The sequence below is a fragment of the Pelagibacterium halotolerans B2 genome (genome assembly GCF_000230555.1).
GTDB lineage: Bacteria > Pseudomonadota > Alphaproteobacteria > Rhizobiales > Devosiaceae > Pelagibacterium > Pelagibacterium halotolerans.
Window position 1 is genome coordinate 2,375,511 of record NC_016078.1, and the last position, 25,145, is coordinate 2,400,655.

The 25,145-nt window shown below is 61.0% G+C and carries 22 protein-coding genes, 1 tRNA gene and 1 pseudogene; 16 read left to right on the forward strand and 8 right to left on the reverse strand.

The window, feature by feature from the left end; translation table 11 throughout:
- Window positions 1-203: 203 nt before the first annotated feature.
- Window positions 204-2,063 carry a sigma 54-interacting transcriptional regulator gene (locus KKY_RS11605; RefSeq protein ID WP_014131544.1) on the reverse strand — a complete coding sequence of 620 codons (1,860 nt, stop codon included), beginning with the start codon at window positions 2,061-2,063 and terminating at the stop codon, window positions 204-206.
- 201 nt (window positions 2,064-2,264) lie between these two features.
- On the opposite strand from KKY_RS11605, the gene KKY_RS11610 reads away from it, so the two are divergent.
- The 4 genes and pseudogenes from KKY_RS11610 to cynS all read left to right on the forward strand — a co-directional run bounded on the left by KKY_RS11610 (window position 2,265) and on the right by cynS (window position 5,765).
- Window positions 2,265-3,638, forward strand: coding sequence for a CmpA/NrtA family ABC transporter substrate-binding protein (locus tag KKY_RS11610; RefSeq protein WP_420850716.1), 1,374 nt, complete (start codon window positions 2,265-2,267; stop codon window positions 3,636-3,638).
- A gap of 11 nt (window positions 3,639-3,649) precedes the next feature.
- Window positions 3,650-4,366 (forward strand): annotated as a pseudogene (gene ntrB, locus KKY_RS11615) (nitrate ABC transporter permease); the annotation flags it as partial.
- Between the two features lie 9 nt (window positions 4,367-4,375).
- Entirely contained in the window at window positions 4,376-5,287 is a 912-nt protein-coding gene (locus tag KKY_RS11620; protein WP_014131547.1) for an ABC transporter ATP-binding protein, read from the forward strand.
- 37 nt (window positions 5,288-5,324) lie between these two features.
- Window positions 5,325-5,765, forward strand: coding sequence for a cyanase (cynS, locus tag KKY_RS11625; protein WP_014131548.1), 441 nt, complete (start codon window positions 5,325-5,327; stop codon window positions 5,763-5,765).
- 342 nt (window positions 5,766-6,107) lie between these two features.
- Here the strand turns inward: cynS and KKY_RS11630 are convergent.
- The 3 genes from KKY_RS11630 to KKY_RS20855 form a co-directional block, all read right to left on the reverse strand.
- A tRNA-Met gene (locus KKY_RS11630) sits at window positions 6,108-6,184 on the reverse strand.
- A 65-nt stretch (window positions 6,185-6,249) separates the two neighbouring features.
- The gene (locus KKY_RS11635; RefSeq protein WP_244404083.1) at window positions 6,250-6,831 is read right to left on the reverse strand and encodes a UdgX family uracil-DNA binding protein; all 582 of its coding nucleotides are present in this window, start codon (window positions 6,829-6,831) and stop codon (window positions 6,250-6,252) included.
- Window positions 6,824-6,979, reverse strand: a complete 156-nt coding sequence (locus KKY_RS20855) for a hypothetical protein (protein ID WP_244404095.1) — start codon at window positions 6,977-6,979, stop codon at window positions 6,824-6,826. The genes KKY_RS11635 and KKY_RS20855 overlap by 8 nt, the downstream gene beginning before the upstream one ends.
- 280 nt (window positions 6,980-7,259) lie before the next feature.
- Here KKY_RS20855 and KKY_RS11640 point away from each other — a divergent pair, with 280 nt between their 5' ends.
- Window positions 7,260-8,213, forward strand: coding sequence for a ring-cleaving dioxygenase (locus KKY_RS11640; protein ID WP_014131551.1), 954 nt, complete (start codon window positions 7,260-7,262; stop codon window positions 8,211-8,213).
- A gap of 35 nt (window positions 8,214-8,248) precedes the next feature.
- Here KKY_RS11640 and KKY_RS11645 read toward each other — a convergent pair whose 3' ends face one another.
- Both KKY_RS11645 and KKY_RS11650 read right to left on the reverse strand, forming a co-directional pair.
- The gene (locus tag KKY_RS11645) at window positions 8,249-9,982 is read right to left on the reverse strand and encodes a vWA domain-containing protein (protein ID WP_244404010.1); all 1,734 of its coding nucleotides are present in this window, start codon (window positions 9,980-9,982) and stop codon (window positions 8,249-8,251) included.
- Window positions 9,983-10,182: 200 nt separating this feature from the next.
- Complete coding sequence (locus tag KKY_RS11650; RefSeq protein WP_014131553.1) at window positions 10,183-10,710, reverse strand: RNA polymerase sigma factor; 528 nt, start codon at window positions 10,708-10,710, stop codon at window positions 10,183-10,185.
- Between the two features lie 127 nt (window positions 10,711-10,837).
- On the opposite strand from KKY_RS11650, the gene KKY_RS11655 reads away from it, so the two are divergent.
- Window positions 10,838-11,056 (forward strand): hypothetical protein, encoded by a 219-nt coding sequence (locus tag KKY_RS11655; RefSeq protein WP_014131554.1) that lies wholly within the window; start codon window positions 10,838-10,840, stop codon window positions 11,054-11,056.
- 15 nt (window positions 11,057-11,071) lie between these two features.
- Here KKY_RS11655 and mnmA read toward each other — a convergent pair whose 3' ends face one another.
- Window positions 11,072-12,220, reverse strand: a complete 1,149-nt coding sequence (mnmA, locus tag KKY_RS11660; RefSeq protein ID WP_014131555.1) for a tRNA 2-thiouridine(34) synthase MnmA — start codon at window positions 12,218-12,220, stop codon at window positions 11,072-11,074.
- A 277-nt stretch (window positions 12,221-12,497) separates the two neighbouring features.
- Between mnmA and KKY_RS19630 the strand changes: the two genes are divergently transcribed.
- From KKY_RS19630 to KKY_RS11710, 10 genes are all read left to right on the forward strand, one after another.
- Entirely contained in the window at window positions 12,498-13,886 is a 1,389-nt protein-coding gene (locus KKY_RS19630; protein WP_158308070.1) for a flagellar hook-length control protein FliK, read from the forward strand.
- Between the two features lie 12 nt (window positions 13,887-13,898).
- Window positions 13,899-14,600, forward strand: coding sequence for a flagellar hook assembly protein FlgD (locus KKY_RS11670; RefSeq protein WP_014131557.1), 702 nt, complete (start codon window positions 13,899-13,901; stop codon window positions 14,598-14,600).
- A gap of 172 nt (window positions 14,601-14,772) precedes the next feature.
- Window positions 14,773-15,051, forward strand: coding sequence for a CtrA inhibitor SciP (gene sciP / locus KKY_RS11675; RefSeq protein ID WP_014131558.1), 279 nt, complete (start codon window positions 14,773-14,775; stop codon window positions 15,049-15,051).
- Window positions 15,052-15,324: 273 nt separating this feature from the next.
- A complete protein-coding gene (gene fliF / locus KKY_RS11680) occupies window positions 15,325-16,950 on the forward strand; it encodes a flagellar basal-body MS-ring/collar protein FliF (RefSeq protein ID WP_014131559.1) in 1,626 nt (541 codons plus the stop codon).
- Window positions 16,951-16,958: 8 nt separating this feature from the next.
- A complete protein-coding gene (fliG, locus tag KKY_RS11685; RefSeq protein ID WP_014131560.1) occupies window positions 16,959-18,032 on the forward strand; it encodes a flagellar motor switch protein FliG in 1,074 nt (357 codons plus the stop codon).
- The gene (locus tag KKY_RS11690) at window positions 18,029-18,655 is read left to right on the forward strand and encodes a FliH/SctL family protein (RefSeq protein ID WP_014131561.1); all 627 of its coding nucleotides are present in this window, start codon (window positions 18,029-18,031) and stop codon (window positions 18,653-18,655) included. The genes fliG and KKY_RS11690 overlap by 4 nt, the downstream gene beginning before the upstream one ends.
- Before the next feature lie 60 nt (window positions 18,656-18,715).
- Window positions 18,716-19,003 (forward strand): flagellar motor switch protein FliN, encoded by a 288-nt coding sequence (gene fliN, locus KKY_RS11695; RefSeq protein WP_050811813.1) that lies wholly within the window; start codon window positions 18,716-18,718, stop codon window positions 19,001-19,003.
- A gap of 32 nt (window positions 19,004-19,035) precedes the next feature.
- On the forward strand, window positions 19,036-20,406 hold the full coding sequence (flbD, locus tag KKY_RS11700) for a sigma-54-dependent transcriptional regulator FlbD (protein WP_014131563.1): 1,371 nt from the start codon (window positions 19,036-19,038) through the stop codon (window positions 20,404-20,406).
- Window positions 20,407-20,519: 113 nt separating this feature from the next.
- The gene (flhA, locus tag KKY_RS11705) at window positions 20,520-22,643 is read left to right on the forward strand and encodes a flagellar biosynthesis protein FlhA (protein WP_041529371.1); all 2,124 of its coding nucleotides are present in this window, start codon (window positions 20,520-20,522) and stop codon (window positions 22,641-22,643) included.
- A gap of 63 nt (window positions 22,644-22,706) precedes the next feature.
- Entirely contained in the window at window positions 22,707-23,711 is a 1,005-nt protein-coding gene (locus tag KKY_RS11710; RefSeq protein WP_014131565.1) for a zinc-binding metallopeptidase family protein, read from the forward strand.
- Between the two features lie 28 nt (window positions 23,712-23,739).
- On the opposite strand, the gene KKY_RS11715 is transcribed toward KKY_RS11710, so the two are convergent.
- Window positions 23,740-25,110: a dicarboxylate/amino acid:cation symporter gene (locus tag KKY_RS11715; protein ID WP_014131566.1), complete on the reverse strand. Its 1,371-nt coding sequence runs from the start codon at window positions 25,108-25,110 to the stop codon at window positions 23,740-23,742.
- Window positions 25,111-25,145: the final 35 nt, after the last annotated feature.

Genomic DNA, 25,145 nt, shown 5'->3' on the forward strand with positions numbered 1-25,145 from the left:
ACCGATTTGGTGAAGGGTTTCGGGTGCCGTCAGGCGTACGAAAGCCCCTCATGCAGGAAGCCGCGGCCGGCTCGCACAACTTGCTTCTGCAGCAGATAAAGCCGCCGGGCGCTACGTTTTTTCAACGCACACTCGTTCGCGATCTCGCGACCTGCTTTCGCAAACAGCTCGGTGCCTCTGACGGTCAACGCTAAGATCTTAACCTAGAGTTCCAACGCCTTTATCCGAGAGTAGAGTGTTGTTGGCCGCATGCCGAGCAGTTCGGCGGCGCCCTTTGCGCCCGACACCCGGCCATCGGCCAGATCGAGCGCCCGCCGGATATTTTGCCGCTCGAGCTCGAGAATCTGGTTGCGTGTCAGGATTTCGTCACCGAGTTGCCGGGGCGCCGGGGATGGTGGCGATATCGCGGCCTGAGGCGGAGCGTTGAGGCTGAACTGCATCCGCCCGTTGCGCGCCAGAATCGCGGCGCGTTCGATCAGATTCTGTAATTCGCGGGCGTTTCCGGGCCAGCTATAGGCCTTGAGCTCGACGATGTTTGCGCGGGTCAGCACCGGCGAGGCGATGTTGAGACGGCTGCAGGCGATCTTGAGGAAATGGTCGGCCAGCACCGGAATATCGTCGCGGCGATCGCGCAGGGGGGCGCACTCGACCGGAAAGACGTTGAGCCGGAAATAGAGATCTTCGCGGAAATTGCCCTTGGCCACCTCTTTCTGCAAATCGCGGTTGGTGGCCGCGATTACCCGGATGTCGACCTCGCGGGTCCTCTCTTCGCCCAGGCGCTCGAAGCGCCGGTCCTGGACCACCCGGAGCAGTTTCGATTGCAGATCGAGCGGGATCTCACCCACCTCGTCGAGAAAGATCGTACCGCCATTGGCCAGTTCAAACCGGCCGATCCGGTCGCGCAAGGCGCCGGTGAATGCCCCTTTGACGTGGCCGAAAAACTCGCTTTCGAACAGCTCGCGCGGAATGGCGGCGCAGTTCACCCGGATCAGCGGGCGCTCGGAGCGGTGCGAGGCCTGATGGATGGCGCGCGCCACCAGTTCCTTGCCCGTCCCGCTTTCCCCGGTGATCAGCACATTGGCGTCGGTGGGCGCCACCAGATCGATCTGTTTCAGGATCTTTCGGATCAGGGACGAGGACCCGATGATGTCGTAGTGATTGGACTGGGAGAGAATTTCTTCCTGCAGGTAGGCGTTCTCCATCTCCAGCCGCTCACGCAGCCGGGCATTTTCGGCCATCGCCTCGCGCAATTGCGCCTCGTTCTGCTTGCGCTGGGAAATGTCGCGAAAAACGATGACCGCCCCGACCAGTGCCCCGTCGTCCTCGATGGGGGTGGACGTATATTCCACGCGGATCGGGCTGCCGTCCTTGCGCCAGAAGCATTCGTCCTCGACGGTGTTGATGGTGCCGTTGCGGAACGCGCCGTAAATGGGGCAGTCCGAGCCGTGATAGTGCGAACCGTCCGGGTGCTTGTAGTGCACCATGGCGTGCATGTTCTTGCCCACCAGGTCGTCGGCCTTCCAGCCCAGCATCGCCTGGGCGGCCGGGTTGACGAAGGTGGTGACCCCATCGGCGTTGACCCCGAATATCCCCTCGCCGGCCGCCGCGAGAATAAGCTGGTTCTCACGTTCGATTTCGCGGAAGAACCGCTCGGCACGCCGCCACTCCTCAAGGCCCTGCCGATGGTAATTGTTGGCCTCGTGGTCGATGCTGCGGCGGCGCCGCTGCTCGAGATCGGCGATGGTGATCATCAACAGCGGCCCATCGGCGGTTTTGATGGCCACCAACTGATGCTCGACCGTATCCATGGCCGTGCTGCCGTCGGGCTGCAGGTCGCTGGCATAATAGCAGCCCTGTTCGAGCGCGGCTTCAGTCGCGATATGCAACTGGGCGATGCAGGCACCATAAAGCGTCCGCATCGTTCCCGTTGCCGCCTCATCGAGGCGTGCGCCAAAGAACGATCGCGCCGCCGGATTTGCAAAAACAAGCACATCGCGCACCGGGTCCACGACAAGGACCGGATCGGACTTGGCCGAGATCAGGGCTTCCAGCACCTCCGTCACCTCATACGTCTCCGCTGCCCGACAAGAATGCACGAAATATCGTAACGTGATTACGAAGCGCCGTAAATTACGAATGTTCGTAAACTGGTTTGCTGCACCGAAAGCCCCAAAGTCCGGGCAGATCGGCGATTTTTCCGTCTGGCATGGTGATTGCAACGACGGCAGCAGAGCATCAACCAAACACAGGGGAATGGCATGACGATCACGAGCTTGGGCAACCCGTATGATGGAAGGACCGACCTCAGGCACACCAGGGGCTGTGGCTGCGCCAACTGCAAGGCCGGCGCTTCACCTTCGGCAAGCGAGGACATGTCCAGCGACGCCATGATGGAACGGGTCGTCGAAAGCGCTATCGTGCGCTCGACCTTCGGTCATCGCGACATCTCGCGCCGCAGCTTCGCCTCCATGCTCGGAGCATCCACGCTCGCTGCGGCTTTTGCCTCCATCCTGCCCATGGACAAGGTCAAGGCCAACATCCTCGAAGAGATCGGCACGCCGGAAAAAACCGATCTGCGCGTGGGTTTCGTACCCATCACCTGCGCAACCCCGATCATCATGGCTGAGCCCATGGGCTTTTACGAGCGCTATGGGCTCAATGTGGAAGTGGTGAAAACCTCCAGTTGGGCCATTGCCCGCGACATGTCGCTTTCGGGTGAATATGACGCGTCGCACATGCTGACCCCCATGCCACTGGCCATCACGCTGGGTGCTGGTTCGACCGCAACACCGTTTCTCATGCCGGCGGTCGAGAACATCAACGGCCAGGCGATCGTCTTGCGCAACGATCACCAGGACAAGAACGATGATCCATCGCTGTGGAAAGGCATGACCTTCGGGGTGCCGTTCGAATATTCCATGCACAACTTCCTGCTGCGCTATTACGTTGCAGAACATGGCCTCGACCCCGACCGCGACATCCAGATCCGCGTGGTTCCGCCCCCGGAAATGGTCGCCAACCTTTCGGCGGGTAATCTCGACGGCTATCTCTCCCCAGATCCATTCAACCAGCGCGCCGTCTGGGAGAATGCGGGCTTTATTCACAAGCTCACCAAGGACATCTGGGAGGGCCACCCGTGCTGTGCGTTCGCGTGTTCGGCCGAATTCGCACAGACCATGCCCAACACCTATGGCAGTCTGCTGCGCGCCCTAGTCGATGCCACCCAATATGCCAGCGCATCGGAAAACCGGATGGAGATTTCCGAGGCTATTGCGCCAACCAATTATCTCAACCAGCCGGTCGAGGTGATCCAGCAGGTCCTCACGGGACGCTACGCGGATGGGCTGGGCAGCGTCCAGGACGTGCCCGACCGTATCGATTTCGATCCCTTCCCCTGGCATTCGATGGGTGTCTGGATCCTCACCCAGATGAAGCGCTGGGGCTATATCGAGGGCGATGTCGACTATCGCGCCGTGGCCGAGCAGGTCTATCTCGCCTCGGACTGCGCCACCGTCATGCGCGATCTGGGCCTCACCCCGCCCGAAGAAACCTACAAATCGCATGTCATCATGGGCAAGACCTTCGATCCGGCCGAGCCGGAAGCCTATGTCGACAGCTTTGCCATCAAGCGGAGCTAAATCGATTCACCGAATATGAAATCCTCATGGGCGGCGGCGCGCCCAAGGCCGGCATCCCCGCACCATCGGAAATCATTGCCAAGGCCGTCGAAGAGCTCTCCAACCCGTTCTATGACGCCGGGCCCAACGACAAGGGCATCGGCATCCAGATCGGCTATTCGCTGTTTCGCGTTCTGGCGGGTTATTTTCTCGCCGCGCTGATCGCCTTGCCCGTCGGGTTTCTGATCGGGATGAGCCCGCTCATGTATAAGGCGCTCGATCCCTTTATCCAGGTCCTGCGGCCCATTTCCCCGCTCGCCTGGATGCCGCTGGCCCTGTTTCTCATTCGCGACAGCCAGGCCTCGGCAATCTTTGTGATCTTTATCTGCTCGATCTGGCCGATGCTGATCAACACCGCCTTCGGCGTGGCCGGGGTGCGCAAGGATTGGGTCAATGTGGCCCGCACTCACGAACTCGGGCCCTTGCGGACCGCGTTCCAGGTGATCCTGCCTGCCGCGGCGCCGACCATCGTCACCGGCATGCGGATATCGATCGGGATTGCGTGGCTGGTGATCGTGGCCGCCGAGATGCTCGTGGGTGGCACCGGCATCGGGTATTATGTGTGGAACGAGTGGAACAATCTCGATCTCACCTCAGTCATTTTCTCGATCCTGACCATCGGCGTCGTCGGCATGTTGCTCGATGCCGCCTTCGGCCAGCTTCAGCGCGCCGTGCGCTATCAGGAATAGGAGAGCGGCATGGACAAACCATTTCTCGAAATCGACGGATTGGCCAAGCGGTTCCCCAATCCGAAAGGTGAAGACCTTACGGTCTTCGAGAACGTCAACTTCGATATCGACAGGGGCGAATTCATTTGCATCATCGGGCATTCGGGATGCGGGAAATCGACGATCCTGAACGTGCTTGCGGGGCTGGACGAGCCGACCGAGGGTGCGGTGACGATGGACGGCAAGGAGGTTTCTGGACCGAGCCTCGATCGCGGCATCGTCTTCCAGAACTATTCGCTCTTGCCCTGGATGAGCGCCATCAAGAACGTCGCGTTCGGGGTCAAGGCGCGCAATCCCAAATGGAGCCGCGCGCAGGTCTATGACCACGCCAAGACATTTCTGGACATGGTCGGCCTCAGGGATGGTGCCGAACACAGAAAGCCGGCCCAGCTTTCGGGCGGCATGCGCCAGCGCGTCTCGATTGCGCGCGCCTTTGCGATCGAACCCAAACTGCTCTTGCTCGATGAGCCCTTCGGGGCGCTCGATGCCCTGACCCGCGGCACGATCCAGGACGAGTTGATCCGCATCTGGCAGGGCACCAACCAGACGGTGTTCATGATCACTCACGACGTGGATGAAGCGATCCTTCTGGCCGACCGCATCCTGCTCATGAGCAATGGCCCCAAGGCGCAGGTTGCCGAAAGCGTATTCGTCGACATCGAGCGGCCCCGACGCCGCGCCGAGATCATCCACGATCCGGCCTATTACAAGATCCGCAACCATCTGGTCGATTTTCTCTCCGCGCGTTCGGCGCAGATCGCGCTTGGCGGTGAGGGAAATTCGAACGCGATGGCCCGTCCGCGCACGGTCAATCCCGCACGGGAGGGAACGCCCGAAATCGCCGAAGACAGCGACCGCCCGCGTCTTGTCTCGATTGCCTGACTACGATTGCCAACAGCCAAGAAAAAGGAACGAACCGATGAACAAGGCTGACGTCACCGACATGATCCTCGAAAAGAAGCGTGCCACGGGGATCACCTGGGGGGAAATTGCCGAAGGGATCGGCATGTCGGATGTGTTTACGACCTCCGCGTGCCTGGGCATGAATGCTTTCCCGCGCGAAAAGGCCGATATCCTCGCCCGCAATCTGGGGCTGCCACAGGAAGCCGCCGTGGTGCTGGCTGAGTATCCGACCAAAGTTTTCAGCCAGTCAGTCCCGACCGATCCAGCAGTCTACCGCCTTTACGAGATCGTCGGCGTCTACGGTGACACGATTAAGGAATTGATCAACGAAAAAGCGGGCAACGGCATAATGAGCGCTATTGACTTCGAGATGAGCGTAGAAAAGGTACCGAACGCCAAGGGTGACAGGATCGAGTTGAAGATTTCGGGCAAGTATCTCGAATACAAGAGTTGGTGACATGACCTTGGAGGAGCGCACGGCTCGCACGCCGCAAGCTTTGCCTTGCCCCGTTTGCTCCTCTCCTTCACCGCGTTGGCCGAGAAACACATCGCCCAAACACGGCGAGTTCCAGGAAGTTGCTAAGCGGCTCATGAGAATGATTGATCCCAAAGCGCCCTTTAGCGGTGACATCCGTTTCCTCATGCGCCGAGAGCAGCCTTGGATACAAGAACTCCGTGTGGCCCAGTCATCGCATCCAAGCCCACGCCCGCTGCAACCCAGAATGCAATCCCAGGCACTCCACGCGTGAGCATACCTACAGAGCAGAATATGTAACCACCTGCAATATAAAGAAAATTTTGGTAGCGGAGGAGGGACTTGAACCCCCGACACGCGGATTATGATTCCGCTGCTCTAACCAGCTGAGCTACTCCGCCCCTTCAGGGCTTGGCCACGTAAGGCGACCTTCCGTCGGCGCAAGGGGCTGACGGCACGGGGCTTATTAGGGATCGGCGTTCTTCCTGTCAAGCGCCACACGACCCCCTTTGATGCTTTCCACATAGTGCCTGACAGCGCCCAGATCGCGAGTAAAAGCTTTTCGCTCTTTAGCGGCTTTGGTTCGGTCGGGCATGCGCAACAGGTAAGAGGGGTGGACGGCGACGAAAACCATCGTCCCGTCATCCAATTCTCTTGGCGCATCGCGCAGTTGCGATATCGTGGCGCCCGAGCCCAATAGGCTTTGCGCCGCCGTCGCCCCGAGCGCCACGATGACCTTGGGCCGCACCAGCGCCCGCTCGTGATCGAGCCAGAACCGACAGGCGGAAATCTCTCCTCCATTGGGCTTCTGGTGCAGCCGCCTTTTGCCGCGTGGCGCGAATTTGAAATGCTTGACGGCATTGGTCACAAACACCTTGGTCCGGTCGATCCCCACTTCGATCAGCACCTGATCAAGCACTTTGCCGGCCGGTCCCACAAAGGGATGACCTTCGATATCTTCCCGGTCTCCGGGTTGTTCGCCAACCATCATGATCGGTGCCTGGCTGGGACCCTCACCGAAAACAACTTGCGTTGCATTTTCATACAGCGGACAGCGCCGACAGCCCTCGGCTGCCTTCCTTGCTTGCTTGCTTGAGCGAACGAAATTTCCCCTTCGGCTCACTATCGATGTCCTTGCGCCGCACAGTCTGCCGTTGCCGCCGGATCGGAGGCGCGCTTGCCTCTTTGTCAATCATGTCCACCTCCCTGCGGTGTCGAGCGGATCAGATCGGGAATGATTTCGGCCACGGGCAGGTTGCGCCAATATTTGCGCGACGTATCGGCTGTCTTGGCCGAAACCTAGGGTCGGGATTGAACCATTTGTTTATGTTGTATTCTTGGCCGTCGAGGGGCTATTCCCCCGTCAAAACGTGATCGTTCGCCCGCTTCGAATAATGAATTCGGTTTAGCCCCGTTTTGGCGAACCTCAGTCCGGCCTATGTTGGGTCCAACAAACATTGAATTGTGGAGACCGCAATGGCCCTCGAACTCACTGGACTGCATCATCTGACCGCCGTAACCGCCAATGCGCGCGAAAACCTGCGATTCTACACGAAGGTTCTCGGCTTGCGGTTGGTCAAGCGCACCGTCAACCAGGACGACACCACCGCCTATCACCTGTTTTACGGCGATGGCAAAGCCTCGCCCGGTTCCGATATCACCTTCTTCGATTGGCCCACCCCGCCCGAACAGCGTGGCACGCATGCCATCGTGCGCACCGCGTTCCGGGTAGAGGGAGAAACATCGCTCGAGTGGTGGAAGGCCCATCTCGAGTCCAATGGCGTCAAGACCTCCGATATCGCTGAACGAGCCGGCCATGTGTCGCTCGATTTCGAGGATCCGGAAGGTCAGCGCCTTCGGCTGGTCAATGACACCCGCGCCGGTGGCGCCCAGCCCTGGGAAAAAAGCCCGGTGCCCAAAGAGCGCCAGATCAAGGGGCTGGGCCCGATCACCATGAGCGTGCCCGATCTCAAGCGCTCCGAGGCGGTCCTCACCGTCGTCATGAACATGCGCAAGGTCCGCACCCATCCCGCGACAAACGATCAGGGCGAGGTCCACGTCTATGCCATGGGCGATGGTGGCGCATCGGCCGAACTTCATGTCGCGGTCGAACCCGATTTGCCGTTTGCCCGGCCCGGCGCAGGTGGCGTGCATCATGTCGCCTTCCGCACGCCGGACAAAAAACAGTTCGACCAGTGGGTGGCGCGCGCGACCCAGGCTGGCCTGCGCACATCGGGCGAGGTCGAGCGCTACTATTTCACCTCGCTCTATTTCCGCGAGCCCAATGGCATCTTGTTTGAGATTGCCACGGACGGCCCCGGCTTCGACGTCGATGAACCGATGGAAACGCTCGGCGAGCACCTCGCCCTGCCGCCCTTCCTTGAGCCCAAGCGCGCCCAGATCGAGGCGGGCCTCAAGCCGATCGATTGATGAAAAAGGCCCGGGATGCTCCCCGGGCCTTTTGTTCAATTTTCAAGACTTTCGGCAATATCGATCAGCCTTAAAAATTCGGCGCGCCGCCCGGTGGGGTCGCCCTCGACCGCCGAAGCGGCCAGCGCCCTGATCTCGGACCAATCCATCGCCCGCAGATGTGTCGATCCTCTAAGCTTTTGCCCGAACGCCGCGACGGCCGCCGCAAAATCCAGATCATCGCTTGCCATGGCCGTATCGGCATCGACGCGGATCGGCGTTTCGATCAGCTCCGAAACATCGCCATCGGGCGCCTTGTAGCGGAGCTTCAGGAAGCCCAGTTCATCGTCATTGGTGCCCGGTGCCACAGCCTCGTCATTGCCATAGCGCAATGGATCGACCGATCCACGGAAACCGACCGGCGTGACCTCGTATATCGCCGTCACCGTGTGCCCCGCACCGATATCGCCTGCGTCCACGGCATCATTGTTGAAATCCTCGCGCGCCAGAGCGCGGGTCTCATAGCCGATCAGCCGATATTCCGCGACCGTCTGCGGGTTGAACTCGACCTGGATCTTGACGTCCTTGGCAATTGTCAAAAGCGTGCCGCCCATTTCTTCGACGAGAACTTTCCGCGCCTCCGAATAGCTGTCGATATAGGCTGCGTTCCCGTTTCCGGCCTGAGCAAGCGATTGCATCACCGCATCATTATAATTGCCGGTGCCAAACCCCAGGACCGAGAGAAATATCCCTGCATCGCGCTGGGTTTCGATGTAGCTCTCGAGCCCATCGGGATCTGACAACCCCACGTTGAAATCGCCATCGGTCGCCAGCAACACGCGGTTGGTGCCACCTTCGACCATCGCCTTCTCAGCCAGATCATAGGCCGCCTCGATGCCCTGCGCGCCCGCCGTCGATCCGCCCGGCACCAGATCTTCGATCGCTTGCAGGATCGTTGCCTTCTCGCTGGCGGGCGTGGGCTCGAGCACGATTCCAGCGCTTCCTGCATAGGTGACGATCGAGATCGTATCCTCGGGTCCCATTTCATTGACCAGCAAGGCAAAGGCCCGCTTGAGCAGCGGCAATTTGCTCGGCTCGTCCATCGAACCGGACGTATCGATCAGCAAGACCAGATTGGCCGGCGGCACGGCGTCGAGATCGATGGTTTCCCCCTGGATGCCGATATGAACCAGCCGGTTTTCCGGATTCCAGGGCGAGGCTGTCACGGCCACCGACGTTTCGAACGGTACATCGCCGGTCGGAGCGGGGTAGCTATAGTCGAAATAATTGATGAGTTCCTCGACCCGCACGGCGTCGGATGGTGGAATCTGCCCCATCTCCAGCGCGCGCCGCACATAGGCATAGGCAGCGGTATCCACATCGATCGAGAACGTCGCGACCGGATTGTCGGCAACGATCTGCACGCCGCCTTCCTCGAACGCGGCAAACCGATCGCCTCCTCCTGCGTCCACCGGGTTGCCCAATGCCCCGCCCCCCATCGGTGCGGCCGTGGACAATCTCTGCGTCATCTCCGGAGCGGGCGCCGCCATCGGTATGGGCGCGGGTTCGGCCGCCGCCACATCGGCCCGTTCCCTATCGGCAAGCGCCTCAACCTCGGCGACCTCTTGCGGCGCGTCAGCCTGCACTCTCTCGCGTCCAGCGCTGTCTTGCCGAGGACTTTCGAAAAGCTGATCGAGCGGCGTCAACGCCGTCTGGTTCATCATGGCGACGCCGAGCGGCAACACCAAAAGCGCGGCAAAGGTGGCCCCGAGAGGAATACGCATATCCATTGTCCGTGTCCCTTTGAGTCTGGAAGCAATGGATTTGAGACGTTTCCACCAAGACAGTCCTTGGACCCCATGCGCATTTTTTTTCTCTTGAGTATCATCGAAAGCCACAATTGCGGCTGCCAGCGCCCGTTCGCGCGCCTCATCGGAGGCCGGGGGCGGCATCATCCCGCCAAGTGCGGATTTGAGCTTGTCGTCCATAGCTAAACCAAGTCTTTCAGGGCCTTCTTGGCCTCATGAACATACCAGGAGACCGTCGATTCCCTGGTCCCCATGATGGCCGCAGCCTCCGCATGCGCCATCTCCTCCCCATAGACCAGCAGCACCGCATCGCGCTGCTTTTCCGGCAGCCTGCGCACCGCATCCCACACCTGCGATTGCGTCGCTGCGCTCTCCTGTTCGGGCTCCATTTCGCTCGCGGTCACATGGGCGAGCGCTTCAGCTTGCCGGTTGCGCCGCATGCCCTGCCTCTGCCGGTCCCGCACCGCATTGAGCACGATCCGATAGAGCCAACTTGTAAAGGCCGAGCGCCCGTCGAAACCGGAAATCGCCATCGCCAGCTTGATGCAGACGTCCTGGGTTACGTCTTCGGCATCCTCGCGATTGCCGCACCATTTATAGGCGGTTCGATAGAGAAAATCGTAATGGCGCGAAACCAGCGCGGCAAAGGCCGCCCGGTCACCTTTCGCCGCGCGGGCGATGATATCCTCTGTTGCCAGAAGCTTGTCCACGCCTGCCCTTCCGACCCATTTGCGCAAAGTCTATTTGCACGTGTGACGATTGGCGCGGCAATATCCTTGGAATTTTTACGCTCTCCCCTTATGTCAGGGGACAGCCGCCCGCCGCAAGGAGAACGCCATGGCCGAAACGGAAAAGCCCAACTGGGGCAATCGCATCATTCTTCTGATCTTTGGCGCATTGGCCGTCATCACCATCGGCGCGACAATTGTTGCAACGATGAATGAATGGGGTGAAGGCGACGTGGCAGGCGCGACGGCCGTCGAAGATCTCTCGACAATCGATCCGGGCACAGACCCGACCTCCGAAACGCCCGACGAAATTCAGGACGCCCAGTAATCGGGCCCTGTACGCTCAGGCGACAAGCGCCGCCGGGACCGCTTCGGCAATGAACCCGCCGCCCAGAACCTGCGCATCGGCGCCGTCGTCGGAATAGAGCACACAAGCCTGCCCGGGCGCGATGCCGGTTTCCCCGGCGATCAGCGTCACATAGACTTCACCGTGCCTGATATTGACCACGGCCTCCTGCGGCGCCCGCGTCGAGCGCACCTTGGCTTCGAGCGCCAGCCCGTTGCCATCGGCCATTTCGGCCAGCGGACGCGGCCCCAGCCAGTTGAGATCACGCAGCCGCACAGTCCGCGCCGAAAGCGCCGATTTCGGCCCCACCACCACCTGCTGGGTCTTCGCGTCGAGCCGCAATACGTAAAGCGGTTCGCCCGACGCAATGCCCAGCCCGCGCCGCTGCCCCACGGTATAGTGGATGATGCCCTTGTGCTGCCCCAGCACGCGGCCATGCCCATCGACGATGTCGCCGGGCTTTTCCGCTTCCGGCATCAGCTTCTTGATCACATCGGAATAAGAGCCCTTGGGCACAAAGCAGATGTCCTGGCTGTCGCTCTTTTCGGCAACCACCAATCCCATATCGCGCGCCAATTCCCGCGTTTCGTCCTTGGTCATGTTGCCCAGCGGAAAGCGGAGAAAATCGAGCTGACCGGCTGTGGTTGCAAACAGGAAATAGGTCTGGTCCTTGTCGCCGTCCAGCGGCCGCAAAAGCTGGCGCTTGCCATCCACGATCCGCGAACGGACATAGTGCCCCGTCGCAAGACAGTCCGCGCCCAGATCCCTGGCCACTTCCATAAGATCGACGAACTTTACGGACTGGTTGCACGAAACACACGGAATGGGCGTCTCGCCCAGCGCGTAACTTTCAGCGAACGGCTCGATCACCGCCTTGCGGAAGCGCTCCTCGTAGTCGAGCACGTAATGGGGGATGCCAAGGGTCGCCGACACGCGCCGCGCATCATGAATGTCCTGCCCCGCGCAGCACGATCCCTTGCGGAACGTGGCTTCGCCATGATCGTAAAGCTGCAGGGTAACACCGATTACCTCATAACCCTCACGGGCCAGAAGTCCGGCAACGACTGAAGAATCGACGCCGCCCGACATTGCAACGACGACGCGTGTTTCGCCGGGGGGCCGGTCGAAACCAAGGGAATTTACCATTTCTCTCTCATCCGGTTGGGGTCAAGGGCCAGCGGACAAACCGGAGGGATTTCCCATCCGGCACAATGGGCAGCTTTTACGCCCTTGCGGCGCGGATCGCAACGCGGGGCGGCACTTTTTGCCGCTTGCCCGGCCAAACCTGCCGCCCCAACCAAAGGATACCCAATTTAACATCACCCAAGTAGCTGATTTAAAAGGAAAATACAGGAAACGGCCGACTGGCATCTCTTTTGCAACGCGTTGATCGACAATTTGTGCGCACAAGAGTTCAAACCAAGTGACCAACGCGATTAGCATCGGAGCGAGACCCGTCCCCGCCGCAGTCCCCACCAAACAGGGGGCAGCGATCCAGGCTGGCGGCGCAATCGATTTTTCAAGCCTCGTCGCCCTCGGCTCCCTGGCCGGCACAGAAGCCACCGGTCGGATCGGACCATCACCGGCTCCATCCGTCCCCACCACCAACCCTTTGGCGGGAAGCGAGTTGGCTGGGGAGTTGGGAACACAATTGTCCGCGCTCCTCGAAAAGCTGGCAACGCTCTCGGGTAAGCTCGAGGACGGCGAGCCTCTCGACGAGACCGAACTCGACGAGCTTGAAAACCTTCTTGCCGGTATCGAATCCCTGCTCGATCAGGGCGCTCCCCTGCCTCCGCCCGGTTCGCCGCAATTGTCCGCCCTTGCGGAAGTGGCAGCAGAACTCGGACTGGATGTCGAGGAAGGGCTTGGGTCGCTCGACAAGCTCGCGGCGTTGTCGACAAAGCTTGCCGAAAAGCTGCGCGATGAAGCGCCCGAGATCGCCGCTCGGTTGACCGAAATCGCCAGGTCCCTGGATGGCCATGTGGCGACAATCCAGAGCGCCGTGGCCGATGAACGGTCCCAGGCAGTCGTGGCCATCAAGCATGTCGAAAGCGAAACCCGTCTCAACCCCGCCGGTGTCATCGCCGCGCAATCCGGTGAGCCCGACCCGAGCGACAATGCGTCCGCTGGCAACCAGAAGACCGACACCTCCGGCAGTTCCGAACGCAGCCTGGTTCAGGGGGAGCAGAACTCTCGACCAGCACCAGGAAGCGAAGCAAGGTCGGCGCCACAACAAGGTGGTGCAGCCGGTGGTCCGGCTGCGACGGCCCCCCAGGAAAGCCTTGAAACACCCGACGGTCTCACCGTCCAGACCGGTCAGCCCCAGCCCTCCGTATCTGCCCCCAACGCATCGGCCCGCCCCGAGGCTGTGCTTTATCAACGCCCCGAGGCGCAGATCAACCTGCCCCATATCGCGGCCGAAATCTCCCGCCATGTCCAGAACGGCATCAACCGCTTCGAAATCCGGCTCAATCCGCCAGAATTGGGCCGCATCGATGTGCGCATGGAGATGGACAATTCGGGCAATGTGGTTGCCCGCCTCGCCGTTGAGCGCAGCGAAACGCTCGATCTGCTTCAGCGCGATCAGCGCGCGCTCGAACGCGCGCTATCCGAGGCGGGACTGAATGCCGCCAAAACCGAACTGGAATTTTCGCTCGGCCAACAAGGCAGCGGCAATGACGGCAACGACACCGAGCGCCTGCCCTGGCGCATGAGCATTCTCGACACAGCATCGCCGCCATCGCAGGCCGCTGCCGCCCTGCCCGACCGAACCGGCTACGCACGGCTCGATGCCGTCAACCTCTGGGTATAAGGAAACCAAGCAATGGTCGATTCCGTCTCAGGCACCTCAACCACATCGAGTTCCGATCTTGGCACCAGCCGCAAGACAATTGCTGACAATTTCGACACTTTCCTGCAGCTTCTGACGACCCAGCTCAAGAACCAGAACCCGCTCGAGCCGCTCGATACCAACCAGTTCACCCAGCAATTGGTTCAATTCACCTCGGTCGAGCAACAACTCAAGACCAACGAGTTCCTTGAGGCGATGATGCAGTCCTCGCAGAATTCGACAAACGCCCAGGCCGTAAGTTATGTGGGCAAGACGGTTACCGCATCGGGGGCGACAACCGACCTTATCGATGGTGTGGCCAACTGGGTTTATCGCGTCGATGCCGCAGCCGAAAATACCAACGTCACCATCAAGGACTCCAGCGGCAACGTGGTCTATACGGAAAACCTGTCTCTCGCGGCAGGCACCGACCAGATTGTCTGGGATGGCACGACCTCGACCGGAACGAAGCTGACCTCCGGCCAGTTCACCATCACGATCGACGCGCGTGACGCCGATGGACAATATGTTCCGGTCACCACCGAGATGCAGGGCGTCGTCGAGGGCGTGGATGTCAGCGGCTCCGAGCCATACATCCTTATCGGCGATCTGCGCATCCCACTGTCTTCGATCTCTGCGGTCCATGCGACCGGCTCCGAGTCGGAAGAACCCGAGGCCGAGCAGGAAGCGGCCTAAAGGCACAATCTCCTATCCCATTGAATTTACTCACTACGCCCGGTGACGGCATGCGTTTTGCCGTCGCATTCTGCATGCTCTCTTAACCGGTTGTAAGTTTCCGCTTAGCCAAATTTTAAGCCACCCGCGCTAGTGTGAGCGCTGGTTATGGTCAGGTTGAGTAGAGAGTAAAATGACCGTCCAAATGCGTCCGCGCGTGAAATACGTGATAGGTCCCGATGGCAGCCCGCTGACCATTGCCGACCTGCCGCCTCCGAATACGAAGCGCTGGGTCATCCGCCGCAAGGCTGAGGTCGTCGCTGCCGTTCGCGGTGGGCTCTTGAGTCTCGAGGAGGCTTGTGAGCGCTATACCCTGAGCGTCGATGAATTCCTCAACTGGCAGGCCGCCATCGACAAGCATGGTCTTGCCGGGCTGCGGACCACCTGGATCCAGCACTATCGGGAAGGCTGAACGCCGGCGTTCAGCACACGTCTTCATGCCTTCAACATCAAAACCCGCCACGATCATCGTGGCGGGTTTTGTGCATTGCCTTGACGTTTCACCAACCCTGAACCGGCAAAAAATGCCCCTTTTTGCATTGTGCGAGAGTTGGTTAACACCTTGTTTACCATACGCTAGGCATATTTTGCCCAGTGGGGCTCGGTGATTTGTTTTACGCCGTATTCCAAGGCACAACTGCTTGGGTTGCGCCAAGAAAGCTAACGACTAGGCTGAGGGTGCTGCGTGAATCAATTGGGGGAACTGCTGAGCAAGCTCGGCGTGGCGCGCATAGCCGCCATGGCCGTGGTTGCCGTGATGATACTGGGTTTTTTTGCCTTCATCATGATCCGCTCGACGACTCCCCAGCTCGCCCCCCTCTACACCAATCTCGAATTTGACGATTCCGCCGCCATCATCGCCGAGCTGGGCGGCATGGGCATTCCCTACGAAATCCGCAACGAGGGCGCGACGCTTCTGGTACCCCGCGACCAGATCACCACCATCCGCATGTCGCTTGCCCAGGATGGACTGCCCGCCCGCGGCCAGGTCGGCTACGAAATCTTCGACAACCAGTCGACGCTCGGGGCCACAAGCTTTGTTCAGAACATCAACCACATTCGCGCCCTTGAAGGCGAACTCGCTCGCACCATCGGCGGGCTGAGCCGGGTCCAGAGCGCGCGGGTGCATCTTGTGCTGCCCGAACGCGAACTGTTCCGCCGCGACATCCAGGAGCCTTCGGCCTCCATCGTTCTGACCGTCCGTGGCCAGCTCTCAGCGGGCGAAATCCGCGCCGTCCAGCATCTGGTAGCCTCGGCCATCGAGGGCCTGTCGCCCAACGCTGTTTCGATCGTGGACAGTGCCGGTTCGCTGCTGGCTTCGGGTTCGGGAGAAGGTGAAGTTTCGATCACCGCCCAGGCGGTGGAAGAACGCACCCTGGGCGTTGAAACCCGCATGCGCTCGCGGCTCGAGGAATTGCTGGCATCCGTCGTCGGCCTCGGTCGGGCCCGTGTACAGGTCTCGGCAGAACTCGATCTCAACCGGTCCACACGCACTTCGGAAACCTTCGATCCCGATGGGCAGGTCGTCCGGTCTGCACAGACCGTCGAAACCGGTGACCAATCCAGTGGCCCCGGTGGCGCTGGGCAGGTGACCGTTGCCAATGAACTGCCGGGCGCGACCGAGCAGGGTGGCGAAGGCGGAACCCAGAGCTCCTCGACTTCGCTCGAGGAAACGATGAACTACGAAATCTCCTCGACCACCGAAACCCAGGTTACCGAGGCCGGATCGATCAAACGCATGTCGGTCGCTGTGGTTGTGGATGGCGTCTATACTTACGATGCGGCCGGCAACGCGATCTACGAACCACGCCCACAGGCCGAACTCGATCAGATAACCGCACTTGTGCGCACCGCGATGGGCTATGACGCCGATCGTGGAGATCAGATCGAAGTCGTCAACATGCAATTCGCCGAACGCCCCGGCATCGAGGCGGGAACCGCCGAACCGGGCCTCTTCGAGTTCAGCCGCGACGATCTCATGAAATTCGCCGAGATGGCCGTAACCCTGCTGATCGCACTCGCCCTCGTACTGTTCGTCATGCGCCCGCTGGTCAAGAAGGTTCTGACGCCCGAACCGCAGCCGCTGGCGCTGCCCGAGGCCGCGAGCGTACCTGCCGAATATCAGGAACCGCAGGAAGATCCCATGGCCGCCGCCCGCGCCCGCGAGGCCGCGACCGAAGCGTGGCTGGAAACGGCGAAATCGCTCGGCGAATCCCAGGTCAAGGCCCTCAAGATGGTCGGCGAACTGGTTGAGGAAAGCCCCAAACAGGCTTCGCTTATCATCCGTGACTGGCTGAGCGAGGCGGCGTAGGACTTATCATGGCGCTGACTGAACCCAATGCACCACTGAACGCCGGCGTCGCCAAGGGCCTCCAGGTCGGTGAGGATGCCACCCAGCGCCAGATGCGCGGTGATGAAAAGGCTGCGGCGCTGCTTTTGGCGCTCGGCCCCGATTTCGGTCGCCCAATCCTTGAAGAACTCGACGAAATCGAAATCCGCGTGCTCTCGCGCGCCATGGTACGCCTTGGTCCCATCACCCAGCAGATGCTCGACGAACTGCTCGCCGAATTCATAATGGGCGTCTCCTCGACGGGCACGATGGCCGGCAATTCCGACACCACCGAACGGCTTTTGCTGTCCTTTTTGCCCCAGGATCGCGTCGAACAGATCATGGAGGAAATCCGGGGGCCTGCCGGGCGCAACATCTGGGAAAAGCTTTCAAACGTTCAGGAAGATATCCTCGCAAGCTATCTCAAGAACGAATACCCCCAGACCATAGCCGTGGTCCTGACCAAGATTTCCCCCGATCATGCTTCGCGCGTGCTCTCGGTGCTGCCAGAGGAACTGGCGCTCGACGTTGTCCAGCGCATGCTTTCGATCGATCCGGTGCAAAAGGAAATCCTCGAAAAGATCGAATCCACCCTGCGCACCGAATTCATGTCGACGCTCAGCCACACCCAGCGGCGAGACAGCCACGAACAGATGGCCGATATCTTCAATGCCTTCGACCGCCAGACCGAAGCGCGCTTCATGACGGCGCTCGAAGATCTCAGCCGCGACAGCGCCGAGCGCATCAAGGCCCTCATGTTCACCTTCGACGACCTCACTCGCCTTGAATCGGCCGCCATCCAGACCCTGCTGCAGAACTTCGACAAGAAGGAGTTGGCGCTGGCGCTGAAAGGGGCCTCGGATGCGGCACGCGAATTTTTCTTTGCCAACATGTCTACCCGCGCCGCCGGCATGATGCGTGACGACATGGAGGCCATGGGCGCTGTGCGTCTCAAGGATGTCGACGAAGCCCAGTCCCGCCTGGTCAACACCGCAAAGGACCTCGCTGCGCGCGGCGAGATCGTCATCAACAAGGGCAAGGCCGATGAGGAGATGATCCTGTGAGCGTCGCGCACAAATTCACCTTCGATCTCGACCTCGCGCACAAGCCGCCTGCCAACAAGGTCCTGCCCGAAGCCGAATTCGATCGGATCGTCGCCGCGGCGCGCCAGGAAGGTTACAACCGCGGCCTTGCCGAGGGGCAGTCCGGCGCTCAGGCCCAGTCGGCAGCAACACTTGCGAAATCGGCGGAAAAGCTCGCCAGCCAGGTCGCCGGAATGGTTCAAACCATCCAGGATTACGAAAAGCGCCATCTGGCGCAGTCCGTCGGCCTTGCTGCCACGGTTGGTCGCAAGCTTGCCGCGCATCTGATCGCACGCGAACCCCAGGCTGAACTTGCCGCGCTGTTGCATGAATGCGTGGCCTCGCTCGAAGCCGCCCCGCATCTGGTCATCCGCTGCCACCCCGATCTTTGCGATGCCATCAAGGCCATCGCCGAGGAGCGCATGAAGGTTTCGGGATTGTCCGGTCGCCTCATCGTACTGGGCGACCCCGAAATCCGCATGGGCGACGGCAGGGTCGAATGGGCGGACGGTGGCCTCGTGCGCGACATCAACGCAATATCCAACGAAATCAACACCCGCGTCTCCGCCTATCTGGCGGCGCGTGGCGCCGAGCAGGGAGACTGATCCATGGCCAATGGTGACGACGACATCCAGACCGTTCCCGACGGGATCTCGTTTGAAGAGATGCTCGCAGAGGTCGACCAGGACGATACCGGCAATGACGAAAAGACCGCCGCCGACCTTGAGGCGGTCTTCGACGTTCCCGTCCGCCTCTCGGTGGTGCTCGGACGCACCAGGATGCCGGTGGCAAAGCTCTTGAAGATGGACATCGGCACCGTGGTCGAACTCGACCGCCAGGTGGGCGAAGCCATCGATATCTACGTCAACGACCGGCTCGTCGCCCGCGGCGAAATCGTGCTCGTTGAAGGACGCCTCGGCGTCACCATGACCGAAATTATCAAGGCCGGCTAAATCTTTAGTCCGCCGGCAAGGAGACCACACCCATGCGCTTACTGATTATCGGCGCCCTCGAAGGACAGCTCAGCCAGGCCTCCAAGATGGCCATGGATGGTGGCGCCAAGGTCGCCCATGCCGGCACCATTGAGATTGCCATGGCTTCTCTCAGATCCGGCAAGGGCGCAGACCTGCTGCTCGTCGACGTCATGGTCGATATCCCGGCCCTGATCGCCGCTCTCGAGGCCGAGCGCATTGCCATCCCGGTCGTCGCCTGCGGCACCGAAACCAATGCCGCAGCGGCGGTCAACGCCATCCGCGCCGGGGCCAAGGAATATATACCCCTACCCCCCGATGCCGAATTGATCGCTGCGGTCATCGCCGCCGTCGCGCGGGAAAGTTCGGACTTTCTCTATCGCGATCCCGCGATGGCAAAAGTCGTCAAACTGGCCGATCAGATCGCCGGCTCGGACGCCTCGGTCCTGATTACCGGGGAAAGCGGCACCGGCAAGGAGATCATGGCCAAATATCTCCACGCCCGCTCCAAGCGCGCCAATCGGCCTTTCATCTCCATCAATTGCGCCGCAATCCCCGAACACCTGCTCGAATCCGAACTGTTCGGACACGAAAAGGGTGCCTTTACCGGGGCCGTCGCCCGCCGCATCGGCAAGTTCGAGGAAGCCAATGGCGGAACGCTCCTGCTCGACGAAATCTCCGAAATGGATTTCCGCCTGCAGGCCAAACTGCTGCGCGCCATTCAGGAGCGGGTGATCGACCGCGTCGGCGGCACCAAGCCCGTCCCCGTCAATATCCGTATCCTCGCCACGTCCAACCGGGAGCTTCTGACCGAGGTGAAAGAAGGCCGCTTCCGCGAAGACCTGCTGTTCCGCCTCAACGTCGTCAATCTCAAGCTCCCACCATTGCGCGATCGCCCCGGCGACATCGTCGCGTTGTCCGAGCACTTCGTCGCACGCTATTCGGCAGCCAATGGACTTACCCAGCGCATCCTCTCTCAGGCAGCGCGCGACGAATTGCTGCGCGCGCCCTGGCAGGGCAACGTCCGCGAGCTCGAGAACACTCTCCACCGCGCCGTGCTGCTCTCATCGGGCGATGTGATCGAACCTGAAGCCATTCGCATGCCCGATGGCACGGGTCTCTCTGATGCAGTCGCCAGCCACTCCTTGGCCAGCCAGGCGGCGGCCGCCGCCGACGCCGTGTCCCGCTCGATGGTGGGTCGCACAGTGGCCGATGTCGAGCGCGACCTGATCATCGATACGCTCGGCCATTGTCTGGGTAACCGCACCCACGCTGCCAATATTCTGGGCATTTCGATCCGAACGCTGCGCAACAAGCTCAATCAATATGCCGATGAGGGGGTGGATATCCCCGCTCCCGGCGAACAGCGCTATAGCGCCGCATGACAATCGCGGCGCCCCTCCCGCCGGCTGCCCCGCCCCATCATGGGCCGGGCCGCGGCGTGGGGGCGGCTGCCGCCTCCCATCCTCCCAATCCATCGGGAACCATCCGCCAGACGATGACCGAACCTACCACCGCCACCGCGTCAGGCCCCCTGGGCCGCATCAACGAGATCGTCGAGATCATCCGCCAGTCCAATGCCGGGCTGGCGGTTGGCGTTGTAATCATCCTCGCCGTCCTCATCCTCCCGATGCCGGCGGTGTTGCTGGATATTCTTCTGGCCTTTTCGATGGTCTTTTCGGTCATGATCCTGATGACCGCGCTGTTCATCCAGACGCCGCTCGAATTTTCGGCCTTTCCGACCGTACTGCTGGTCTCGGCCATGTTCCGGCTGGCGCTCAATCTCGCCTCGACCCGCCTCATTCTCGCCGACGGGCATGAAGGCACGGCAGCGGCCGGCAACGTCATCGAAGCCTTCGGCAATTTCGTCACCCGCGGCAATTTCATCATCGGGGTTATCGTTTTTGCGATCCTTCTGATCGTCAATTTCATCGTCATTACCAAGGGCTCGGGCCGTATCGCCGAGGTCGCCGCCCGCTTCAATCTCGATGCCATGCCCGGCAAGCAGATGGCGATCGACGCCGATTTGTCCGCGGGCCTGATCGATGAGGTCGAGGCAAAGAACCGCCGCAAGACGCTCGAAGACGAAAGCTCGTTTTTCGGCGCCATGGACGGCGCGTCAAAATTCGTGCGTGGCGATGCCATCGCCGGCCTGCTCATCACCTTCATCAATGTCATCGCCGGGATCATCATCGGCACGATGCAGATGGGCCTGACACTTCAGGAAGCCAGCTCGAACTATTCGCTCCTCACCATTGGCGATGGTCTGGTCAGCCAGATCCCCGCTCTCATAGTTTCCACCGCTGCCGGTATCCTGGTCTCAAAGGCTGGCGTCTCCGGCTCGGCCAATCAGGCGCTCAGCACCCAGTTCACGTCTTATCCGGTGGCATTGGGCATGAGTTCGGGCGTCATGTTCGCCATGGCGCTGGTCCCCGGCATGCCGCTCATCCCGTTCGTCACTCTTGGCGGCGCCGTCGGTTATCTTGCCTGGACGTCGGCCAAAAAGCAGAAGGCTGCACGGGCCGTTACCGAGCAGGAAAAGGTCGTGGAACAGGCCCGCCAGATCGCCGCTGCCCCCACCGAAGCCCCGATCACCGACAGTCTCAAGATCGATGAACTCAAGCTCGAACTCGGCTACGGCCTGCTCAGCCTCGTCAAGGAAGACGATTCTGGCACCGACAGGCTCACCGAGCAGATAAAGGCTTTGCGCCGGCAGCTTGCCACCGAATTGGGCTTTGTCATGCCCGCCGTGCGCATTCTCGACAACATGCAGCTCGAGCCCAACCTCTACAAGATCAAGATCAAGGAGGTCGAAGCGGGCAATGGCGAGGTCCATGCGAACCAGCTCATGGTCATGGACCCCTATGGCAACAAGATCACCCTGCCCGGCCAGCACACCGTCGAGCCGACCTTCGGCCTGCCCGCGGCCTGGATCGATGCCGCGCTGCGCGATGAAGCCGAGGTTCAGGGCCTGACCATCGTCGACCCCTCGACGGTGATCTCGACCCATCTCACAGAGGTCCTCAAGGCCAACACTGCAGATCTTCTGAGCTATGCCAATGTCCAGTCGCTCCTGTCCGGCCTGGACAAGGATCAGCAGAAACTGGTCGAGGATATCGTTCCCTCGCTCATTTCCGTTTCCGGCATCCAGCGCGTGCTGCAGGGTCTTCTGGCCGAACGCGTTTCGATCCGCGACCTGCCGACCATTCTCGAAGGGGTTGCCGAAGTCGCCGGCTCGGCCCGCAGCACCGGCCAGATCATCGAGCATGTCCGGGCCCGTCTCGCCCGCCAGATCTGCGCGGCCAATCTGGGCATGGATGGCAATCTGCCGCTCTTGACCCTGTCGCCCAATTGGGAGCGCGATTTCGCCGAGGCCATGATGGGCGAAGGCGAGGAACGCCATCTCGCCATGGCGCCCTCCAAGCTCCAGCAATTCATCGCCGGCATCCAGAACGGGTTCGAAAACGCCGCCCAGATGGGCGAAATCCCGGTCCTCATCACCTCGCCCCACATCCGCCCGCATGTGCGCGCCATCATCGAACGCTTCCGTCCCCAGACGGTGGTCATGAGCCAGAACGAAGTCCATCCCCGCATCAGGCTGCGGACGGTGGGCAGCATCTAGCGCCCCAGAGGGAACCACACGCCCTCAGCGGCGTTGCAGCAGCGAACGCCAGCGGAGGCGGCAATGCGCCTTTTCACCTGCCCCAATTGCCGCCAGACCGTCTATTTCGACAACAGCGCATGCGGTCGGTGTGGCACCGCGATCGGCTACGACCCGGCCGCCAACCGCACGGTGGCCATTTCCGACGCTGCACCCTATTGCGCCAATGCCGAGCACGGCGCCTGCAACTGGATAGCGCCCCAGGGCGGCCTTTGCACCGCCTGTCGTCACAATGAGACCGTTCCCGACATCTCCGATGCCCGCAACCTTTCCGATTGGCAAACCCTCGAGCGGGCGAAGAAACGCCTGTTCTACAGCCTCATCCGCCTCAAGCTGCCGCTGATCACCAGGGATGAGGACGCAGAACGCGGGCTGGCCTTCAACTTCCTTGCCGATACCGGCGATGAAAAGGTGATGACCGGCCACAACAAGGGCGTCATCACCATCGCCCTGGCCGAAGCCGACGACGCCGAGCGTGAAAAACGCCGGACCGAAATGGGCGAGCCCTATCGCACCCTGCTCGGCCATTTTCGGCACGAGACCGCCCATTACTATTGGGACCTTTTGGTCAGCGGCACCGATTGGCTAGAGCGCTGCCGCGCTGTGTTCGGCAATGATGCCGCCGATTACAATGAAGCGCTCACAATTCACTACGCCAACGGTGCCCCATCCGACTGGCCCCAGCGCTTCGTCTCCTCCTATGCCAGCGCTCACCCCTGGGAGGATTTCGCCGAAACCTGGGCACACTACCTCCACATCGTCGACACCCTCGAAACGGCGCGCAGCCTTGGAGTATCCACCGAACCAATGCGCGACCAATCCGGCGAACTGTCCACCGATGTGGATTTCGATCCCTATCGAACGACCGACACCCAACACCTGACCGAAGCCTGGGTGGGTGTCAGCGTCATGCTCAACGAGCTCAACCGCTCGATGGGCCTTCCCGACGCCTACCCCTTCGTCCTGTCCGGTCCCATCGTTGAAAAGATCGATTTCATCGCGCGATTGGTCCAAGAGAGACGCACATAAGAAAAAGGGGGCCGGAGCCCCCTTGTCATTATTGAGCGGCGGCCGGAGCGGGCGCCGTATCGAGCACCTCGATGTGCTCGACGGTGTCATAGACTCCCTGATCGAGGATGCCCTGCCGCTTGGCCACGATGGTCGGCACCAGCGCTTGTCCCGCGACGTTGACCGCTGTGCGGCCCATATCGAGGATGGGGTCGATCGCCAGCAGCAGACCTACGCCTTCCAGCGGCAGGCCCAGCGTCGAAAGGGTAAGCGTGAGCATCACGGTCGCCCCCGTCAGGCCCGCCGTCGCCGCCGAACCGATAACCGCCACAAAGACAATCAGCAGATATTCCTGCAATCCGAGTTGGATACCGAAGAACTGCGCCACGAAAATCGCCGAGATGGCCGGATAGATCGAAGCACATCCATCCATCTTGGTGGTCGAGCCGAGGGGAACGGCAAAGCTCGCATACTCACGCGGCACACCGAGATTTTTCTCGGTGACCCGCTCTGTGATCGGCATGGTGCCCACCGACGAACGCGAAACGAATGCAAACTGGATGGCCGGCCATGCGCCCTGGAAATACCGGATCGGATTGAGCCCGTGGACCGAAAGCAGCGTCGGATAAACAATCAGCAACACGATCGCCAGCCCGATATAGATCGCCGCCGCGTACCAGCCGAGCTGGGCCAGCGTGTCCCAGCCATAGACCGCCACGGCATTGCCCAGTAGGCCAACGGTTGCGATCGGGGTCAGCCGGATGATCCACCACAACAGCTTGTGGATGACTTTCAGGAACGAGCGGTTGAACTCGAGGAACGGCTTGGCCGCATCGCCCACCTTGAGCGCTGCGACACCTACAGCGATGGAAATCACGAGGATTTGCAGCACGTTGAAGTTCAGGCTGGTGGACGCACCGCCATCGCTGACGCGCGTCGAGGCCTGAAGGCCCAGGATGTTGGACGGGATGAGACCGGTCAGGAAATCGAGCCAGGAACCCGAACGTGAAGGCGCGCGGGCGGCCGCATCGGTCACCGCCGTGTTGAGCCCGGGCTGAATGATGAGTCCCAGCGCAATCCCGATAAGCACGGCAATCAGCGCCGTGATGGCGAACCACAACAGGGTTTGCCAGACCAGCCGCGCCGCATTGTTAAGTTCGCGCAGATTGGCGATCGAAGCCACGATGGCCGTAAAGATCAGCACCGGCACGATAGTGCGGAGCAGTTGCACGAAACTCGACCCGACGGTCGAAAGCGTCTGCACCAGCCAGTTTGGGCCGGCATCGGTCGGCCCCATCTGCCGGGCGATCAGCCCCAGCAGCAGGCCGACAACCAGCGCCAGCAGGACCTGGAAGCCGAAATTGGTATAGAGTGGACCTTTGCGTCCGCGTCCCACCGATTGAGAAGTGGAGGATGACATGATTTGCCTCGTAGTCAGTGACCGCGAAATAACCG

What these genes read in the sequence shown, in the direction of transcription:
- KKY_RS11620 (WP_014131547.1), top strand. Translation starts at nt 4,376, where the DNA reads ATGGACAAACCATTTCTCGAAATCGACGGATTGGCCAAGCGGTTCCCC.
- cynS (WP_014131548.1), top strand. Translation starts at nt 5,325, where the DNA reads ATGAACAAGGCTGACGTCACCGACATGATCCTCGAAAAGAAGCGTGCC.
- KKY_RS20855 (WP_244404095.1), bottom strand. Translation starts at nt 6,979, where the DNA reads ATGATTGACAAAGAGGCAAGCGCGCCTCCGATCCGGCGGCAACGGCAG.
- KKY_RS11640 (WP_014131551.1), top strand. Translation starts at nt 7,260, where the DNA reads ATGGCCCTCGAACTCACTGGACTGCATCATCTGACCGCCGTAACCGCC.
- KKY_RS11645 (WP_244404010.1), bottom strand. Translation starts at nt 9,982, where the DNA reads ATGGATATGCGTATTCCTCTCGGGGCCACCTTTGCCGCGCTTTTGGTG.
- KKY_RS11655 (WP_014131554.1), top strand. Translation starts at nt 10,838, where the DNA reads ATGGCCGAAACGGAAAAGCCCAACTGGGGCAATCGCATCATTCTTCTG.
- mnmA (WP_014131555.1), bottom strand. Translation starts at nt 12,220, where the DNA reads ATGGTAAATTCCCTTGGTTTCGACCGGCCCCCCGGCGAAACACGCGTC.
- KKY_RS11670 (WP_014131557.1), top strand. Translation starts at nt 13,899, where the DNA reads ATGGTCGATTCCGTCTCAGGCACCTCAACCACATCGAGTTCCGATCTT.
- sciP (WP_014131558.1), top strand. Translation starts at nt 14,773, where the DNA reads ATGACCGTCCAAATGCGTCCGCGCGTGAAATACGTGATAGGTCCCGAT.
- fliG (WP_014131560.1), top strand. Translation starts at nt 16,959, where the DNA reads ATGGCGCTGACTGAACCCAATGCACCACTGAACGCCGGCGTCGCCAAG.
- fliN (WP_050811813.1), top strand. Translation starts at nt 18,716, where the DNA reads ATGCTCGCAGAGGTCGACCAGGACGATACCGGCAATGACGAAAAGACC.
- flbD (WP_014131563.1), top strand. Translation starts at nt 19,036, where the DNA reads ATGCGCTTACTGATTATCGGCGCCCTCGAAGGACAGCTCAGCCAGGCC.
- flhA (WP_041529371.1), top strand. Translation starts at nt 20,520, where the DNA reads ATGACCGAACCTACCACCGCCACCGCGTCAGGCCCCCTGGGCCGCATC.
- KKY_RS11710 (WP_014131565.1), top strand. Translation starts at nt 22,707, where the DNA reads ATGCGCCTTTTCACCTGCCCCAATTGCCGCCAGACCGTCTATTTCGAC.
- KKY_RS11715 (WP_014131566.1), bottom strand. Translation starts at nt 25,110, where the DNA reads ATGTCATCCTCCACTTCTCAATCGGTGGGACGCGGACGCAAAGGTCCA.